Genomic DNA, 15,222 nt, shown 5'->3' with positions numbered 1-15,222 from the left:
GAGAATGCCGGACGGGAGGTTTCCCTTATCGAAAAGATCCCTTCATGCCATCAGGATTTTTCTTTACACCGAACATGCTTTCGTATATAGTTAAGCAAAAAGGACGAGGAGGATGCCTGTGCCGTATTGCCATGTGAACACCGCCGAAATCTATTACGAAGATTATGGAGAAGGACAACCGATCCTCATGATCCACGGTTTTTCCCCGGACCATCGATTAATGAGCGGTTGCATGGAGCCCATTTTCAAGGAAAGGGAAGGTTACAAACGCATATACATCGATCTTCCCGGCATGGGGCAAAGCAAGAACTATGAGAGGATCGATACGACGGATGACATGTTGGAGGCGGTTTTGGCTTTTATAGATAAGACTCTGCCTCAAGCGTCTTTCTTGATTGCCGGGGAATCTTATGGCGGTTATTTGGCGAGAGGGATCATTGCCAAACGCCGAGCACAAGTCTCAGGCGCCGCCTTTATATGTCCGATGATCATTCCCCGCTTTGAAGACCGAACGGTTCCTCATCATACGATCTTGCAAAAAGATGACGCCTTTTTATCCTCTTTGTCTGAGGAAGAAGCCGAAGATTTCGCCTCGATGGGTGTCGTGTTGAATGAATCCACCTGGAACAGATATCGGGAAGAAATTTTATCGGGGTGCCGCATCGCCGACCAACGCTTCCTTGAAAAAATCAAACAACATTAAGGGTTCACATTCGAATTGGATGGCCATGAATTTGACCGTCCAAGCGTCTTTTTGCTCGGCAGACAGGACGCATCCGTCGGCTATAGAGATGCCTATGGCATCTTGGAGCGATTCCCGCGCGCGACGTTCGCGGTTCTCGATCTGGCCGGCCATAATCTGCAGATCGAACAACCGCAATTGTTTCATGCGTTGATCAATGAATGGCTGGACCGGGTGGAACGGTTTTAAAAAAAGTTTTAAGGATCATTGTGAAGCGGCTTCTGAAAATCAAGCGTTTTTTATTAGACTCTGCGAAAAAATATTTAGGAGAGTGCCATACAGAAAAAGCGGTGGCACGCGTTCCGATGGGCATTGCCGGCAGGTTGATCAAACGCGCCAATCGTTTCAAAAAAATTGCGAAAGATAAGCGGCATAAAGGATCTTTAAATTTATCTCAATAGACCTCCGAAAAAAATATGGCCGTCCCAAAAGCCCTGAAACGGGACTTTTGAGACGGCTTTTCCAAAAACGTCGGAATCCGCCGCCGCAACGGCGACGAGATGTTTCAAACGCTCAAACTTACAGCGTTTTTTGTCCCGGCCGCCAGTTGGCGGGGCACAAGGCGCCGGTTTGCAGCGCCTGAAGCACGCGCAAAACTTCATCGACATCGCGGCCGATGTTGTTGTGATGCACGACTTGATATTTCAGTTCACCTTCGGGATCGATGATGAACAAACCGCGGAGCGCGACGCCTTCTTCTTCGATGAGCACGCCGTACTTTTTCGAGACTTCGTGGTTGGTATCGGCGGCCAGCGGATATTTTACATCGCCAAGCCCATTTTCTTCGCGCGGCGTTTTGATCCAGGCGAGATGGGTATGAATCGTATCCGTTGAAACCCCGATGACTTCGGCGTCAAGATCAACAAACTCTTCATACCGGTCGCTCATCGCCGTGATTTCCGTCGGGCAGACGAAAGTAAAGTCCATCGGATAGAAGAACAGCACCGTCCACTTCCCGCGCCGCATGTTCTCCTCAAGGCTGACCTTTCCGAATTCTTTATTTGGCATCACCGCATCCATTTCAAAGCGCGGCGCTTGTGTTCCTACCATGCGTTCCGGCATTTCTCCATTCCTCCTGATCTCACTGTTCTAGCAATCGTTTTTCATTATTGACGAAGATCGGATTTTAAAATCCTATCCCGCAGCATATTGATCTCGCAAAGAATCCGCGGGTTCTTTTTGAATACTAGGCAAACCGCGCAAGCCGCCCATCCGGGGCGGTCTTTTGCGCGCGCCCGCGCCGGGTGAACGCTGACGCCACCCGCACGCAAGCCAAACCGTACATAATGGAAGATAAAAAAATAATATAGGCCAAAGCAGCCCGAAGCTGCCTTTTTTCACGCAACCTTTAATGCTTGATGCGTTCCTCGAGTTCCCTGACGACGTCATCCGCGCTCAGGCCGCGGGCGTCAATGACCGGGCCGGCGATCACCGCATCTTGAACGCCCAACACGTTGGCGTCTTGGCCCGTCACGACGCAGCCCAAGCACCCCTCGGCGTCTTTTTCCGACCGAAGCGTAACGACGTCATAACCTCTTTCCTCAAGCGCCGCGCGCACCGCGCTCAAGGATTCTTCAACAGCGATTTTTGCCATGATATGTCCTCCCAAAAATAAATGTGACTTGCCGAGCCGACACCTTTCGCCCGTGCGGGGCTCATTGTTAGTTTTCCACCCGCGCCGAAAGATATGCTCCGGAAAAATCACATCATTAAGGGCGGCTCCTATCATGGCGGCGCTGCATCTCCTTGGGACGACCGCTCTCACACCGCCCATCGCCATGGAATCCATGCGGCAGGCTCTGCGCTTACCGCACGGTCCGATCAACGCGACGGGCCTTTGGGGCGCTCATCGGGTCCTTCCGACTTCATATATATAGCCCGCGACGATCTCGACTCCCGCGGCGAGCGCACGTTCATCAGGCATGAGCTTCGGATGATGGAGTCCGGCCTCCGAGTCGACGCCGAGCCAAAACATGAACCCGGGGATCTGTTTCAAAAAATAGCCGAAATCTTCGCCGGTCATCGCGGCTTCACATTCCACGACCGGACGGCCGGCTTGCCGGCAATATTCGATGAACCGTTTCGTTTCCTCCGGTTCATTGTACACCTGATAATAATTCGAACCGTAATCAATGGAAATGTCGCAACCGAAAGCGGTCGAAAATCCTTCGGCGAAGGCTTCGATCTCCCGCTTGATCCCCGCCATCGTTTCCGGTTTGAGCGCACGGATCGTCCCTTCTAAACGCGCGGTTTCGGCAATGATGTTTTGCTTCGTCCCGCCGCTGATTTTTCCGATGGTAACGACGGCAGCATCCAGCGGATCGACGCGGCGCGAAACGATGGATTGCAAGGCGGTCACGAAATGGCTCGCCGCCACGACCATGTCATTGGCCGTGTGCGGATAAGCGGCGTGTCCGCCCTTGCCGCGGAAATCGATGAAGAGCTCCGAAGTGTTGGCGAAAAGCAGCCCTTCCCGCACCGCGACGACGCCCGTCGGATACTCCGGCGCGATGTGGAGCGCAAAGATTTTATCCGGTTTCCACTCTTGAAACACGGAACTCGCCATCATCGGGACCGCCCCGCCCGGCCCTTCCTCAGCCGGTTGAAAAAGAACGACGACGTCATCTTGGGGCGGCTCGGTCAACCATCGCTCGATCGCGCCGAGGGCGATCGTCATGTGAAAATCATGGCCGCACGCGTGCATGTAGCCTTCGTGCTCCGAGCGGAACGGATATCCGGTTTCCTCCGAGATCGGCAAACCGTCGATATCGGCGCGATAACCGATCGTCCGCCGCGGATTCGTCCCTGTGATCCGGACGATGACGCCGGTCCGCCATGTCCGGATCGCCATCCGCTCTTGATGGGGCATGCGCTTCAACGTATCGAGAATGAGCGCCTGCGTTTTGACCTCTTGGAACCGGGTTCCGGAATCTTATGGAAAGCGCGGCGCGTCGCGATTAAATCGATGGCCAAGGCGATCATCCCTCTTTACTCATTTGGTTCAACCGCGCGGACAGCGCCTCGATGAACCGGTCAATATCGGCTTTTCCCAAAGTCAAAGGCGGCAAGAGGCGGATGATCGTTTTTTGCGTGACATCGATGAGAAATCCGTCCCGCAAAAGATCGAGGCGCAACCGGCGGACGCGGTCGGCATCAAAGGACGTCGTGATCCCGACCATGTAGCCCCGGCCGCGAATCTCGCCGATCGCCGGACAATCCGCTTTCAGTTGCCGGAGTTTTTCCCAAAAATACTTCATCGTCTCCGCCGCTTCGTCCAGCAAGCCGTCTTCAAGCAAGACATCGAGGACCGCGTTGCCGAGCGCGCAAGCGACGGGCGACGGCGCGAACGTCGTTCCGTGGTCGCCCGGGCCGAACAGGTCCGACCATTCCGGTCTGGCGACGATGCCGCCGAGGGGCAACCCGCCGCCGATGCCTTTGGCGAACAATATGACATCCGGCTCGATGCCGGCATGTTGATAAGCAAAAAGCTTACCGGTCCGGCCCATCCCCGTCTGTATTTCATCGATACAAACCAAGGCCCCCGCCGCGCGCGCGCGTTTTTCAACTTCCCTTAAATAGTCATCGCTTAAGGGGATGACGCCCCCCGAACCGAGCACCGGTTCCAACAAGACGGCGAGCGGTCTTTCCGCCAGGGCGGCATCCAATTCCTCGAGGTTGCCCGGTTCGACTTCCAACACGTCGACGGCAGCCACGGGGAAATCTTGATAAACGCCGGGCTGGCGGGTCAATTTCAAAGCGCCGAGCGTCCGCCCGTGAAACCCGTTTTTCAACACGATCACCCCGCGGCGGTCGGGCGCGACTTTTTTGCGATATTTATGAAGCAACTTGATCGCCGCTTCGGTCGCTTCGGCGCCGGAATTCGCAAAAAACACTTTGCCTTTAAGGGTCAGTGCGGACAAGCGCCGGGCGAGCCGGATCGCCGGCACATTCAAATAGACGTTTGAAATGTGCAAAAACCGTTCGCCTTGGTCTTTCAGCGCGGCCACGATTTTCGGGTGGGAATGCCCGAGGATGTTCACCGCCAATCCGGTAAAAAGATCGAGATATTTTTTGCCGTCCACATCATACAAATAGTTGCCCTCGCCCTTATCAATCGCGATCGGCAATTTTATGTGCGCATACGTCGGCATGAGATAGGTTTCATCAAGTTGTTTCCAATCGGTCACTCCGCGCATCTCCCTTTTAATAAAAACACTTCTTGCAGACGAAAACCTCTCTATCGCTGATCCTTCACGGGCTTGCGGGACGAAGCCAACCTGCCGTGGCTTATGAAAAACAAGGAACAGCCCCAGTCAGCCTCACTCTTCGGCCAACTGGCGCAGCTCTTGTTTGATTTCGGTCTTTGCCCGGGTTTTTTCATCGATCTGTTTGATAACACGGGCCGGGACGCCGGCAACGACCGTGTACGGCGGAACGTCTTCCGTCACTACCGCGCCGGCGGCGACGACCGCGCCTTTGCCGACTTTGACGCCTTCGAGAATGACGGCGTTCGCGCCGACGAGCACATCATCTTCCAATATGACCGGCCGAGCCGACGGCGGTTCGATGACGCCGGCCAAGACCGCGCCGGCTCCGACATGACAGTTTTTCCCGACCGTCGCCCGGCCGCCGAGCACCGCGTTCATGTCGATCATCGTGCCTTCGCCGATGACCGCGCCGATGTTGATGACGGCACCCATCATGATCACGGCGTTTTTGCCGATCTCGACTTGATCGCGAATGATCGCTCCCGGTTCAATCCGGGCTTGAACATTTTTCAAGTCCAGAAGCGGGATCGCCGAGTGGCGCCGATCGTTTTCAACGACATAATCCTCAATTTGTCCGGCATGCTTTTCCAAAACTTCGCGAATCGTTTGCCATTCGCCGAAAACGACCCCCGTTCGGCCGTTGATGAACGCTTTGGAATCGCGGCCAAAGTCGATGCCTTCCAAATCGCCTTTTATGTAGACCTTAACAGGAGTCTTCTTCTCGCTGTTTTGAATAAAGGCGATGATTTCATTTGCATCTTTCAGTTTCATCTTGTTGACCTCCCTCAGACGCTATTATCTTACCGAATTCGACCGGCAAAGTCCATTCAGAGCCAGCAGCCATCGGAGGATTCGTCCGAGATCAATAAATCGACGAAAGCTTTCACTTGTTTCAATTTCAACGCGTCTTCGTGGGCGACGAGCCACGTGTCGCGGGCGAGCGGCGCGCCGTTTTTATCTTTTAACGGAATTCTATGGATGCCCCGCTCCTTCTCCGTCAAGCTGATGGACGGGAGGATGGCGTAGCCGATGCCGTTGATCGCCATTTGTTTGCACGTTTCGATTTGATCGACGACGATCGTCCGCTCCGGGGCTTTTTTGAAATGGTTGTGCCACCAGTCTTGGATGACTTGATAATAAGTCGAATCGCTTTTGAACTGAATAAACGGCTTCTGACTCCCGTGCAGCTCATCGAGCGAAGCGATTTCGGTATCGACGAGATGGAGGGAATCGCTGAACAAATGAATCTTTGGGCCGCGCCATTTCGTTTCCCCGCGAACGATCCCGATGTGGCTGTCGTCCTCATACATGTGGCGCATGATTTCGCTCGACCACCCGGTGACGAGCGAAATTTTGACGAGCGGGTAGCGGGTGACGAACTTTTTGAGCACCTTCGGCAGCCAATATTGGCCGGCGATCGACGCCACGGCGATTTTCAGCGTACCGAAAACGTCCTCCTCGCTCGTTTGAATGGCTTCGCGCAAATGATTCTCTTGGGCGATGACTTTCTTGGCGAATGCCGCCACTTTCTCACCCTCCGGCGTGATGACGAGCCCGCGCTTCGTGCGTATGAAAAGGGGGACGCCCCAGTCCTCCTCGATGGACTGCAACCGTTGGCTCAAAGCGGGTTGGGAAACGAACAAACGATCGGCCGCCCTTCGCATATTTTTTTCCTCGGCCAAGACGACGATGATTTGCCAATCGGTGCGTTGCAACACGGGTTCCACCTTTCATAATATTTTCTTATAAGAAAATATAATAATAATTGATTTTCCTTTTTACAAGCGGGACTGTATGATGAAATCGTGAACAGAAAGAGGAAATTCGCTGAACTGTAAAGGAGGAGACGACCGTGCGCGACATCCTCGCGATCGATCATGTGCAAATCACGATTCCCGTAGGCCAGGAAGAAAAGGCCCGGGCATTTTACGGCGACTGGCTCGGCCTTGAAGAAATCGAAAAACCGGACAGTTTAAAGCCGAACGGCGGCGTCTGGTACCGCGTCGGCGCATTGGAGCTCCACATCGGGACGGAACCGATGGAAAGCGAAAAAGGCAAGCGCCACGTCGCCTTCCGCGTGCGCGACATCGCCCGGTTGCGCCGGCTTTGCGAAGAAAAGGGAATCGCCATTCAGGAAGAAAAACCGATCCCAGGCGCCGAGCGCTTTACGATCCGCGATCCATTCGGCAACCGCACGGAATTCATCGAACGAAAAGATTAAGCAGCTTGGGATCGAAAACGCGGCGAACGAACAAAAACCGGCTCGGGTCCGCCCGGCATGCGCCTTCCCCCCGAGCCGGTTTTGCGTTGAATTATCGCCGCCGCAACCTCCGGGCAGCGCTCATTGCCCCGCCTTCGCTTCGCCCATCGCCTTGCGCGGAATTAAAAGGATGAGGAGAAACGAGAGCACGGCAAAGGCGAACACCCCGATGTAGACGGCGTGCAAACCGCTTTCCAAGCCTGCTTTCAAAACCTTCAAGCCATGTCCCGACACGTGGACCGTACGGTTTTCCAACAAGGCGTTGGCGGAATCGAGCGACAACGGCTCGCGCCCCCGGTGTTCATGAATAAAGGCTTTCAACCGCATATTCAGCAGTCCGCCGAGCAAAGCGGCACCGGTCGCACTCCCCAACATGCGCATGAACATGTTGGAAGACGTCGCCGCGCCGCGCAGCTGCCAGCCGACGCTGCTCTGAATCGCCACGATAAACGTCGTGGTCGTCGATCCCATGCCGACGCCGATGAGGAACGAACCGAGCGCCGCCCATAACGGTCCCTTTTCCGCATGCAACGTCAGGAAAAAGAAGCCGCCGACGATGAGCGCCACACCACCCGTCACCGCAATCTTCCGATGGTCATGGCGTGCCAGCAGCCGGCCGACCACCGTTGCGGCGAGCGGCCAACCGATCGACATCGCGGTGAGCGTGAAGCCGGCGACCAAAGCCGACCGGCCCATCACCCCTTGCACGTACGACGGCAAAAAGCTCGTCAAACCGATGATGACGATGCCCGTCGTCAAATTAACGATGTTGGCGACGACAATCAACGGATTTTTCCATAGATTCAAGGGCACGACAGGCTCTTTGGCCCGCCTCTCCCGCCACAAAAACAAAAGGAAGGCCACAACAAACACCGAGGCGCAGCCGAAAACCGGCGGCGACAACCACGGCCAAACCGTGCCGCCCTGTATCAGCAAAATCATGAGCGCGGCGATCGCGAGGAAGCAGAGAAACGCTCCCAGATAATCAATCGCGTGCTTTTTCACCGCGACGTTTTCGCGAAAAAAGCAGGCGATACCCGCCATGGATAAGAGCCCGATCGGCACATTCATCCAAAACACCCAGGACCAGTTTAAATATTCAACGAACAGGCCGCCGAGCGCCGGTCCGATGATGGCGGAAATGCCCCAAACGCTAGACAAATAACCTTGAATGCGTCCGCGTTCTTCGAGCGTATATAAATCGCCGACCATCGTCATCGCGATCGGTTGAACGGCGCCAGCGCCGAGGCCTTGAATGACGCGGAAAAGAATCAACATCCCCATGGATTGGGCAAAACCGGCCAACAACGAGCCGATGAGAAAAACGATGACGCCGAAAAGATAAACCGGTTTTCGCCCGTATAGATCGGCAAGTTTGCCGTAAATGAGAATGGTCAAAGCATTCATGAGCAAATAGGCGGAGAACACCCAGCTATAATGCGAAAAACCGCCAAGATCGCCGACGATATCCGGTATCGCCGTCGCGACGATCGTGCCTTCGATCGCCGCCATGAACATCCCCAAGACGATGGAGGCAAGCACCAATGGCCGGCGATCCTTTTCCGTCGCGTGTAAAGTCGCTTGATTCATACCCTTCCCTCCGTTCCGCTTTCACGACGTCCATTATACCAAAAGACCGCCCCTCTCCACCTCATTGTTTGACTTATCCGTTAAAACGGAGCCTGTGAGCCATTATCCGCCCCGTCATGGCACGGGCGGAGAAACAAAAAAATCAGCCCTAATTCGGGCTGACGGTTGTATGGCTCAAATCTCGCAAATAATGGTTCAAAAACTTGAGGATCGCGCTTCTCGGCAAAATCCCTTTGAAGTTCCCTTCATGGTCTTCGACGCACAAAAACGTTTGGTCGATCGCGAGCTTGATCGCGGTCAGAAAATCGTCATCCACTTTCAACACCGGGATGTCCCGATTCATCACTTCTTCGACTTTCCGTTCGCTCAGCTTTTCAAACTCGATGCGTTCAATGCCGAGTATATCGTTCAAAATCATGGTCTTGCTGATCACGCCTTGCAGCCTGTAGGCCGTATCCAACACAGGAACGGCGGAATAACCGGTTTTGACCAAGACGAGCAAAGCGTGTTCAAGCGGATTCGTCGTTTGCACATTGGCGACCATGTCGGCGGGTATGATTAATTCCATAATGTCTTTCTTTAGAACCGCTTCCGTTGTCAATCGGCGCAATGGTCCTCATCCCTTCATCAAAGTTCGATGTCAACCTTGCGATATCCATTCGGAATGGCCACGCTCGCGGAACCGAATGGCAATACGGCGGCGCGGCATGGCCGCTGAAATGAAAGCCCTTTCATAACCCCGATATTAGTGTATCACACTCCAATGGTTTCGGCACCATGTCGTTATTCTCCCATTCAAAAATTCGCGGCCCAAAACGGACTCACGGGGGCCAACATGTAAAATTTTTTACATATTTCTCCTTAAAGAAGCGGGCGTTCGTTTCGCGCCGTTTTGCCCGCCCGGCTTCGGACACGGCCATTTCTCGCGGCTTCCGCGCAACGCCAAGATTTGGAGCATATAAGCCAAACCAAACATTTTACAAGCGACTGTACTTCCGCACAACGCAAAGAACGCGAAGAAGCTGACGATGGGCGGCCGTTGGTTTTTGCGGACGTATGGAAGGCGACATTTCGGTTAACAATGAATGAAAAGGAGAACGAATGATCGCTCTGGCCGTGATTTTTGAAAAACGAGATCAGCATGAAGGGGTCGAGCGCCGCCGATCCCCCTCTTCTCGGTTTTTGTCGTTTTCGGTGAAAATCGATGGAGTTTATTGTCGAAGCGTGGCTTCTTTGCTCGAAGCTATTTCCTTTTGAATGGATTTGTATGATAATAAGGGAAAGCTCGTCCCCCTTCATCCTCTCTAACGGAAGGAGAATCACCATGTTGAAGCAGGAGATCGAGAAAAAGCGACAGCAACTCATCGAAATCGCCAATAAGTTTGGTCTGACTTCGACAAAAACCCTGCAATGCAGCAAAGAATTGGACAAGCTTCTGGACCGCTATCAAATCCGGCAAAGCCGTTTGGATGTCAGCGACAACAAAGAAATTTGTTGAATCGTCGAGAGCCAACGCCGGTCATATCAACAGCTTTATCGTCTTCTGCACGGAATCCCCATCCTCATCAGATCGCTCCCGCATCCCCTTTCTATAGGAATATACGTTCCCCAAAATGCGTTGAAATGCCCGACAAACACATCGCGGTATGGAAACGGTACCGTTGTTCAAGGATGAAACGCCGTCCGGAGGCTCCCGGCGGCCTTGCCTGAGGCGTGTGCCGAAGTGATACCGTTCACGGAAAAGGTATCGGGAAAAACGCGCTATAACGGCATCCTCAGGAATAGCGTCCAAAAAACCGCGCCTCACTGAGCGCCGAACCGGCTTACACTGTCAGGCACGCTGCCGAGACGGACCGCCCTCACCGCTCACGCCTGCCCGGTCACGGCATGTTAAAAGCGCTTTCCTCGGGATGATCGCACGATCCTTGGGCGCCCCCAACCAAGTCCGACCTAGCAAACAAGCCTGTCGCCTCGCGCTCGCAAGGAGGCATTCCACTTCGATCGTTTACCCCCTCGACAACCGTCTATTATTTTCCCGGGTCTTTCTACCATTTTTCCTTCATCCAATTGCATTTGCGGATACCGAATCGCCCCCGCCGTATAAGATGTATTGAAAGTTAAAAACAACTTTCAGAAAGGATGATTCCTTTGGGTTACCGCAAAGTCGACCCCTGTGAAGAAAAGGAACACAAGAAACGCAAAAAACATCGTAAAGAAACAGAAAATGAGGCAAAAGTCATCAACAGCGGCAATTCTCACGTCTTTGTCGAAGCGAGCGCAAGCGCCAGGGCCTTTGCTGCCGCCCTCGCCAAAGCTCTGAACAGGCAGGAACAAGAACAAGAACAGGAACAGGAACAAGAAGACAAATATTAACATTTGTGTTCGCAACCGATCAAAAGGGCACCTGTACAACGCGGTGCCCTTTCCTAAATATGATTTGGCCCTTTTCACCCCGACATTCCGCTTGTTGCGGTTTTATGATGCTCTTTTAAAGTAGGCTGAAAACGAACACCAGTGAATCAGTCAATCACTTCTTAAAATTATAATAAAGTTCAACATGAAAAGAATGGGGGAGAATATCCTTGGAAAGAAAGGCGATGATTGACCGAAGCGGCAACGCCGTCGCCGCCGTCTTCGTCGATACGCTTCCGATGGCCTATGCGATGCTCGCCTGTCTACATGCCACCGGCCGCTTTAGCGATCGTGAAGTGAATGAGATGCTCACCGATTTGAATACTATGACTTCATCAAAAGGAAATGTCCGTTTTTTCAAGTCGAAGAATCGGCCGGAACGCGTCCACCTCTATAAAAATCGATAATGAAAAGGCACTTGTCATACTCGACAGGTGCCTTTCAAAGCAAAAAGCTTGTCCCATAGGACAAGCTTGAATAAGATTTAAATAAATATAGAGATGATTTGATAGACGATTGCAGCCAGCACGGCCGTGACGGGAAGGGTGATGATCCACGTTAAAACGATGTTGCGGGCCGTTCCCCATTTCACCCCACGGAACCGCTCCGAAGAGCCGACGCCCATGATCGACGACGAAATGACGTGCGTTGAACTGACGGGCAAATGGAGATAGGTAAAACTAAAGATGACCAGAGCGCTCGACAAGTCCGCGGCCGCGCCGCTGACCGGCCGGATCTTCATGATCTTCCCGCCGACGGTTTTAATAATCTTCCATCCGCCGATCGACGTCCCGAGCCCCATCGCCGTCGCCGAGGCGATCCGCACCCACATGGGCACTTCCATCTCTGAATGATAACCGGCGGCGATCAGCGCCAACGTGATGATGCCCATCGCCTTTTGGGCATCGTTCGTTCCATGGGTGTAGGATTGCAAAGCCGCGGTAAAGACTTGAAAGATGCGGAACCCTTTGTTCGTCTTGGAAAGGTTAAAATTCCGAAAGATCAATCCGAAAATCGTCATGATCACGTAGCCGACGATGAGCGCGATGATCGGTGAAAAGATTAAGGCTTCAATGATTTCAATAAATCCATGATAGTTGATGGCGGAAAAACCGAGCGCCGAAATGCCCGCGCCCGTCAGCGCTCCGATGATCGCATGGGAAGAACTGCTCGGAATCCCATAGTACCACGTGATCAAGTTCCAAATGATCGCAGCGATCAATGCGGCGAGGACGATGACGGATCCGTTGGCGATAGAGAACGGATCGAGAATGCCCTTGCCGATCGTTTTCGCCACGCCGGTAAACGTCAGCGCCCCCAAAAAGTTCATCACAGCCGCGAGGATAATGGCCACGCGCGGACTCAACGCGCGAGTGGAAACCGACGTCGCGATCGTATTCGCCGTATCATGAAACCCGTTGATAAAATCGAATGCGAATGCGAACAGGACGACGGAGGCGGTGATGACCAACAAACTGTCCATTCGAAATCTCCTTTATGCGTTTCTCATGATAATGGTTTCTAAGGTGTTGGCGACATCTTCACAACTGTCCGCGATATTTTCCAGCATTTCATATAGCTCTTTGTACTGGATGATCTTGATCGGATCGCTTTCTTTGAGGAAAAGCTGGCGTATGCTTTCCTGCAGCAAATCGTCGCAAGATGTTTCGTACTCATTGATTTTGATCACATGCGCGCGAATGTTGAGAAGTTTTCTTCTGTGTAATTGATTGGCGGCCTCGGCAATTTCCTTAGTCGCCCCGAGAAGCATATTGACAAATTGAACCATTTGTTCGGAGGGGTTGGTGAAATGATAAATTTCAACACGGGAGGCCCATTGTTCAAAACCGTCGAGCACATCGTCCATCTTCATCGCAAAGGCGAGAATGTCTTCACGCTCGAGCGGTGTGATGAACGTTTTATTTAAATCCACAATCAGTTCATGGATATACGAATCCCCTTTTCGTTCATAGTCTTTCATGACCTTTGAGAATTCTTTTAAATCCTCGATCGTGCGAATTTTGTAGTCGACGAAATACTGTGCGGCTTCTTCCAAGTTGATCGCAATCTGTTTGAGCATCGTCAAAAACTTGTCGTTTTTCGATGGGATGATCACGAATGCCACCTCGCCACAAAAAAATAAATTATTTACCCAACCTTAATCATTTTAACAAAACGGGTGCGAATTACAAATATTTTTAGGATCCGTTCCCTGTTATTTTTCACCATTCAACAAAATTTCACATGTCGCGGATCGCCATGGACAGGCCTTTCACGCCGACGCTTTGCGATGGGCAAAAGAAAAACGGGAAGCCTTCCCGTTTCCCGTGACGAAAAACCTTTCAACTTTTTTGGTCCGCCTTGGTCGAGCCGGCGGGCTCGGCATAAAGAATAAACCGATCCGGAGCATGGCCGACAAAAACAAACGGATAGCAGGAGGCGAGCACGAGAGTTTCCTTCGGTGCCGTCGGCCTGATGATGGTCCGGTCGTCGGAGGGCACGATTTTGGATCCCGTCACTTTATACCTGTAAGTGCCGTACGGCATCTTGATGATGACGTCGTCGCCCTTTTTCATCTCGCCGAGATGCCGGAACACCGTATCGCGGTGGCCGGCGAGAAAAATTTGGTCATGCCCGCCCGGAAGCGCCGTGCCGATGTAATGGCCGACGCCTTTCTTCAATTGCTTTAAATCGGTGCCCTCAACGATCGGCAGCTTTCTGTCTAAACGGGGCAAGACGAGCAGGCCGATGACGTCGTCTTTGGCGAACGACGGATCCCCCGCCTTTTTCTCATGCCGTTTCCCGTCGCTTTCGGACACCTGATCCTTGGCAGGAGCATCACCGGTTTTAGCCACGAGTTTTTCCGCTTTGGCCAGCGCCCGCTCTTCCTGATGCGTCGTCGCGTACCATTCCCAACCGCCGATCGACAAACAGATCGCGCCGACGACGATAAAAATATAGGCGATGATTTTCAAAAAATCATCTCCTTTACGACCGTCAGTTTTGTTCCGGCTTCACGATGACGATACAGACTTTCCATCAGCCCACCGCCTGTTCTGATCAAAACATCAAAGAAAAAAAGAATGAACAACAATCAAAGGCTGTTTTTTATTATACCATATCCTCACGGCGATCGCCTCCTAATGTTCGCAATTTTCGCAAGGAACTTGAACGACGCCCGCCGCTCACCGGATTGCCGAGGCGTTTCACCCGAATTTTTGATGGCGCCGTTGAACGGAAGCGGAGCGCGTTTTGGACCGTCAAACGCCCTCGATGTGCGGACGCCGCCGCTCATCACCCGGTAGAATCCATGTTTCTCGGCGCCCACGCCCGTGTCATTGACAATCCGTTTGACCTTCCCTTATAATTAAACACATGAACTATTCACTTCGAGAACTAATGAATAACGCATGAAAGGATGAGACAAAAATAATAATATGGCTCTAACGGACGTAAAGACTAATGAATAACGCATGAAAGGATGAGGGCATGGACGATAAATCGCTGGAATGGGTGGAAAAATACGAGGAGTTGACTTTTCTCGTCCATAAAAGGGGCGAAGTGTTAGCGACCAAGGAAATTGCCGGCAATTTGACGTATGACCAGCACTTTACGCTCGGCTTCATCATGAAACGCGGCCGCTGCACGTCCACCGATCTCGCCGACCATTTTCACGTGCAAAAGAGCGCGGTCACCGCGATCATCAACCGCTTGGCCGCCAAAGGTTTGGTCCGGCGTGAGCGCGATCGCTGCGACCGCCGCATCGTCCATTTAATTCCGACGAAAAAGGGCGTGGAGTTTTACAACGCGTGCAATCGAAAAATCCACGACGTTTTGACGCGCGTGATCTCTCATTTCAAAGAAGAAGAGATTGAAGCATTTTTAAACACGTACGAAAAGCTCGCCTTCGTCTTAGATCAAGCGATCAGGGAAATCGAAAGGTGATGTCA

16 protein-coding genes and 2 pseudogenes are annotated in these 15,222 nt (G+C 52.7%); 7 read left to right on the top strand and 11 right to left on the bottom strand.

Features of this window, described 5'->3' with window-relative positions:
* The first annotated feature begins 118 nt into the window (after positions 1–118).
* Both CCB157_RS02880 and CCB157_RS02875 read left to right on the top strand, forming a co-directional pair.
* Positions 119–931: pseudogene (locus CCB157_RS02880) on the top strand (alpha/beta fold hydrolase).
* Positions 904–1,143, top strand: coding sequence for a hypothetical protein (locus CCB157_RS02875; protein WP_143286903.1), 240 nt, complete (start codon positions 904–906; stop codon positions 1,141–1,143). Before CCB157_RS02880 ends, CCB157_RS02875 begins: the two are co-directional and overlap by 28 nt.
* A gap of 118 nt (positions 1,144–1,261) precedes the next feature.
* On the opposite strand, the gene CCB157_RS02870 is transcribed toward CCB157_RS02875, so the two are convergent.
* From CCB157_RS02870 to ccpC, 6 genes and pseudogenes are all read right to left on the bottom strand, one after another.
* Positions 1,262–1,804 carry a peroxiredoxin gene (locus CCB157_RS02870; RefSeq protein ID WP_077614422.1) on the bottom strand — a complete coding sequence of 181 codons (543 nt, stop codon included), beginning with the start codon at positions 1,802–1,804 and terminating at the stop codon, positions 1,262–1,264.
* A 286-nt stretch (positions 1,805–2,090) separates the two neighbouring features.
* The gene (locus tag CCB157_RS02865) at positions 2,091–2,336 is read right to left on the bottom strand and encodes a YkuS family protein (protein WP_077614421.1); all 246 of its coding nucleotides are present in this window, start codon (positions 2,334–2,336) and stop codon (positions 2,091–2,093) included.
* 252 nt (positions 2,337–2,588) lie between these two features.
* Positions 2,589–3,724 (bottom strand): annotated as a pseudogene (locus CCB157_RS02860) (N-acetyldiaminopimelate deacetylase).
* Positions 3,721–4,929 carry an aspartate aminotransferase family protein gene (locus CCB157_RS02855; RefSeq protein ID WP_238594573.1) on the bottom strand — a complete coding sequence of 403 codons (1,209 nt, stop codon included), beginning with the start codon at positions 4,927–4,929 and terminating at the stop codon, positions 3,721–3,723. The pseudogene CCB157_RS02860 and the gene CCB157_RS02855 overlap by 4 nt, the downstream one beginning before the upstream one ends.
* A gap of 132 nt (positions 4,930–5,061) precedes the next feature.
* Positions 5,062–5,781: a 2,3,4,5-tetrahydropyridine-2,6-dicarboxylate N-acetyltransferase gene (gene dapD, locus CCB157_RS02850; protein WP_077614419.1), complete on the bottom strand. Its 720-nt coding sequence runs from the start codon at positions 5,779–5,781 to the stop codon at positions 5,062–5,064.
* A 56-nt stretch (positions 5,782–5,837) separates the two neighbouring features.
* A complete protein-coding gene (ccpC, locus tag CCB157_RS02845; RefSeq protein ID WP_077614418.1) occupies positions 5,838–6,725 on the bottom strand; it encodes a transcriptional regulator CcpC in 888 nt (295 codons plus the stop codon).
* A 137-nt stretch (positions 6,726–6,862) separates the two neighbouring features.
* Here ccpC and CCB157_RS02840 point away from each other — a divergent pair, with 137 nt between their 5' ends.
* The gene (locus CCB157_RS02840; RefSeq protein ID WP_077614417.1) at positions 6,863–7,231 is read left to right on the top strand and encodes a VOC family protein; all 369 of its coding nucleotides are present in this window, start codon (positions 6,863–6,865) and stop codon (positions 7,229–7,231) included.
* Between the two features lie 120 nt (positions 7,232–7,351).
* Here CCB157_RS02840 and CCB157_RS02835 read toward each other — a convergent pair whose 3' ends face one another.
* Both CCB157_RS02835 and cbpB read right to left on the bottom strand, forming a co-directional pair.
* Positions 7,352–8,860 carry an MDR family MFS transporter gene (locus CCB157_RS02835; RefSeq protein WP_077614416.1) on the bottom strand — a complete coding sequence of 503 codons (1,509 nt, stop codon included), beginning with the start codon at positions 8,858–8,860 and terminating at the stop codon, positions 7,352–7,354.
* Between the two features lie 148 nt (positions 8,861–9,008).
* Complete coding sequence (cbpB, locus tag CCB157_RS02830) at positions 9,009–9,470, bottom strand: cyclic-di-AMP-binding protein CbpB (RefSeq protein ID WP_305782230.1); 462 nt, start codon at positions 9,468–9,470, stop codon at positions 9,009–9,011.
* 714 nt (positions 9,471–10,184) lie between these two features.
* Between cbpB and CCB157_RS02825 the strand changes: the two genes are divergently transcribed.
* The 3 genes from CCB157_RS02825 (at position 10,185) to CCB157_RS02815 (ending at position 11,679) form a co-directional block, all read left to right on the top strand.
* On the top strand, positions 10,185–10,358 hold the full coding sequence (locus tag CCB157_RS02825; protein WP_238594572.1) for an aspartyl-phosphate phosphatase Spo0E family protein: 174 nt from the start codon (positions 10,185–10,187) through the stop codon (positions 10,356–10,358).
* A 650-nt stretch (positions 10,359–11,008) separates the two neighbouring features.
* A complete protein-coding gene (locus tag CCB157_RS02820) occupies positions 11,009–11,233 on the top strand; it encodes a hypothetical protein (RefSeq protein ID WP_077614414.1) in 225 nt (74 codons plus the stop codon).
* A 209-nt stretch (positions 11,234–11,442) separates the two neighbouring features.
* Positions 11,443–11,679 carry a hypothetical protein gene (locus CCB157_RS02815; RefSeq protein ID WP_077614413.1) on the top strand — a complete coding sequence of 79 codons (237 nt, stop codon included), beginning with the start codon at positions 11,443–11,445 and terminating at the stop codon, positions 11,677–11,679.
* Between the two features lie 77 nt (positions 11,680–11,756).
* On the opposite strand, the gene CCB157_RS02810 is transcribed toward CCB157_RS02815, so the two are convergent.
* From CCB157_RS02810 to srtD, 3 genes are all read right to left on the bottom strand, one after another.
* Positions 11,757–12,755 (bottom strand): inorganic phosphate transporter, encoded by a 999-nt coding sequence (locus tag CCB157_RS02810; protein ID WP_077614412.1) that lies wholly within the window; start codon positions 12,753–12,755, stop codon positions 11,757–11,759.
* Positions 12,756–12,767: 12 nt separating this feature from the next.
* Entirely contained in the window at positions 12,768–13,388 is a 621-nt protein-coding gene (locus tag CCB157_RS02805; RefSeq protein ID WP_077614411.1) for a DUF47 domain-containing protein, read from the bottom strand.
* Between the two features lie 226 nt (positions 13,389–13,614).
* Positions 13,615–14,247: a class D sortase, LPxTATN-specific gene (gene srtD, locus CCB157_RS02800; RefSeq protein WP_077614410.1), complete on the bottom strand. Its 633-nt coding sequence runs from the start codon at positions 14,245–14,247 to the stop codon at positions 13,615–13,617.
* 514 nt (positions 14,248–14,761) lie between these two features.
* Between srtD and CCB157_RS02790 the strand changes: the two genes are divergently transcribed.
* Complete coding sequence (locus CCB157_RS02790) at positions 14,762–15,217, top strand: MarR family winged helix-turn-helix transcriptional regulator (protein ID WP_077614408.1); 456 nt, start codon at positions 14,762–14,764, stop codon at positions 15,215–15,217.
* Positions 15,218–15,222: the final 5 nt, after the last annotated feature.

It is taken from the genome of Caenibacillus caldisaponilyticus, assembly GCF_002003465.1.
GTDB classification, from domain to species: domain Bacteria; phylum Bacillota; class Bacilli; order Bacillales; family Sporolactobacillaceae; genus Caenibacillus; species Caenibacillus caldisaponilyticus.
Note: the sequence above shows the minus strand (reverse complement) of the source record. Positions and strands in the feature narration are given on the sequence as shown.

What these genes read in the sequence shown, in the direction of transcription:
- CCB157_RS02875 (WP_143286903.1), top strand. Translation starts at nt 904, where the DNA reads ATGGCTGGACCGGGTGGAACGGTTTTAAAAAAAGTTTTAAGGATCATT.
- CCB157_RS02870 (WP_077614422.1), bottom strand. Translation starts at nt 1,804, where the DNA reads ATGCCGGAACGCATGGTAGGAACACAAGCGCCGCGCTTTGAAATGGAT.
- CCB157_RS02865 (WP_077614421.1), bottom strand. Translation starts at nt 2,336, where the DNA reads ATGGCAAAAATCGCTGTTGAAGAATCCTTGAGCGCGGTGCGCGCGGCG.
- dapD (WP_077614419.1), bottom strand. Translation starts at nt 5,781, where the DNA reads ATGAAACTGAAAGATGCAAATGAAATCATCGCCTTTATTCAAAACAGC.
- CCB157_RS02835 (WP_077614416.1), bottom strand. Translation starts at nt 8,860, where the DNA reads ATGAATCAAGCGACTTTACACGCGACGGAAAAGGATCGCCGGCCATTG.
- CCB157_RS02825 (WP_238594572.1), top strand. Translation starts at nt 10,185, where the DNA reads ATGTTGAAGCAGGAGATCGAGAAAAAGCGACAGCAACTCATCGAAATC.
- CCB157_RS02810 (WP_077614412.1), bottom strand. Translation starts at nt 12,755, where the DNA reads ATGGACAGTTTGTTGGTCATCACCGCCTCCGTCGTCCTGTTCGCATTC.
- CCB157_RS02790 (WP_077614408.1), top strand. Translation starts at nt 14,762, where the DNA reads ATGGACGATAAATCGCTGGAATGGGTGGAAAAATACGAGGAGTTGACT.